Origin of the sequence: Roseicyclus sp., assembly GCF_052168335.1 — a bacterium.
GTDB lineage: Bacteria > Pseudomonadota > Alphaproteobacteria > Rhodobacterales > Rhodobacteraceae > Roseibacterium.
Genome location: NZ_JBQLZP010000120.1, coordinates 1 through 1,641, shown reverse-complemented (window position 1 = coordinate 1,641; position 1,641 = coordinate 1). Strand labels below are relative to the sequence as shown.

General features: G+C 69.9%; 2 protein-coding genes and 1 pseudogene. 2 read left to right on the top strand and 1 reads right to left on the bottom strand.

What is annotated here, in order from left to right:
* The coding region (locus ACTS11_RS03875; RefSeq protein ID WP_442639027.1) for an amidohydrolase at positions 1-850 on the top strand (850 nt) is incomplete at its 5' end.
* Here ACTS11_RS03875 and ACTS11_RS03870 read toward each other — a convergent pair.
* Entirely contained in the window at positions 847-1,365 is a 519-nt protein-coding gene (locus ACTS11_RS03870; protein ID WP_442639026.1) for a flavin reductase family protein, read from the bottom strand. The two genes, ACTS11_RS03875 and ACTS11_RS03870, sit on opposite strands and share 4 nt — an antisense overlap.
* 129 nt (positions 1,366-1,494) lie before the next feature.
* Here ACTS11_RS03870 and ACTS11_RS03865 point away from each other — a divergent pair.
* Positions 1,495-1,641: pseudogene (locus ACTS11_RS03865) on the top strand (agmatinase); the annotation flags it as partial.

Here is a 1,641-nt window from a genome sequence, read left to right as displayed (position 1 = left end):
TGACGGGCACACCGCGATGCTGCTCGGGGCGGCCAAGTATCTCGCCGAGACCCGCAACTTCGCGGGTCGCGTCGCGCTGATCTTCCAGCCGGCGGAGGAGCATGGCGGCGGCGCCGAGGTCATGTGCCGCGAGGGGCTGATGGAGCGTTTCGGGATCGGACGGGTCTTCGCGCTGCACAACGTGCCGGGCCTCGACGAGGGGCGCATCCTGACGACGCCGGGGCCGATCATGGCGGCGGTCGACACGTTCCACGTCCATGTCGAGGGCAAGGGCGGCCACGGCGCCATGCCGCACGAGACGGTGGACCCGATCCCCCCCGCGCTCGCCATCGCGCAGGCGATGCCCACCATCGTCTCGCGCAACAACTACGCGCTCGACGACCTGGTGATCTCGGTCACGCAGATCCACGCGGGCACCACCGACAACGTCATCCCCGACCGCGCCTACATCAACGGAACCGTGCGGAGCTTCGACCCGGCGGTGCAGGCCATGGTGATGCGGCGGATGGAGGAGATCGTGACCGGCACGGGCGCGGCCTTCGGCGTTACCGCGCGGCTCGACTACGAGGTGGGCTATCCGGCCACGATCAACGATGCCGAGGCCGCCGCCTTCGCGGCCCGCGTCGCGGGCGAGGTCGTGGGCACGGACCTTGTCGATCCGCAGGCCGGACGCGAGATGGGGGCGGAGGATTTCGCCTACATGCTGCAGGAGCGGCCCGGCGCCTATCTCTTCGTCGGCGCGGGGCCGTGGGCGGGGCTGCACCACCCGGAATTCGACTTCAACGACGCAATCGCCCCCATCGGCGCGAGCATCTTCGCCCGCCTCGTGGAAACGTCGCAGCCGGCCTAGTGCTCCTCGGGGCGGAGGTATTTCCTCAGACCGTAGAGCAGCGGCTCGCCCTCGTGCGCGGTGTCGACGGCGGCCACCTCGCCGATGCAGATGTGGTGCGTGCCGATCTTCTCGGCCGAGATCAGCCGGCAGTCGAAGCTGACGAGGACGCCCTTGATGCGCGGCGCGCCGGTGGCCATCGCCTCGGTCTCGACGGCGTTGAACTTGTCGCCGCCGGGCGCGGGCAGGCGGGAGGAGAAGACGTCCGAGATCTCGGTTTGCCCGGTCCTGAGCACGTTGATGCAGAAGCATCCGTTCTTCAGCACCAGCGGCAGCGCCGAGGACGAGGCGTTGAGGCAGGTCAGCATCGTCGGCCGCGGCCCGTCCGCCGAGATCGGGGTCATCGCCGAGACGGTGACGCCGCCGCGTCCCGCGGGTCCGTCCGTCGTGACGACCGAGACGGAGGCCGCCGCCCGGCTCATCCCCTCGAGGAAGGCCGCGCGCAGTTCCGCGTCGGGTTCTCTTGTTTCCTGCATCGCCTGCCTCGTTTCCGGCTTCGCCCCGTCCATGCCCGAAGCCTCCGCCACGGACAAGGCGCGCGTCGCCCCTTGCGTTTCGTCGCAGGTAGCGGCACGGCGGGGCAGGACCAGACGGGAGACGCGAAAATGGCCCTCGAGGACGCGAAGAACGAGATCGACGTGGCGCTCACGCGGACGGATCTGAAGGGCCTGAGCTTCGAGAACGTGTTCTCGGGCGCGCCGAGCTTCCTCCGGCGGCGCTACGGCAAGGACCTGGGCGGCGTCGATATCGCC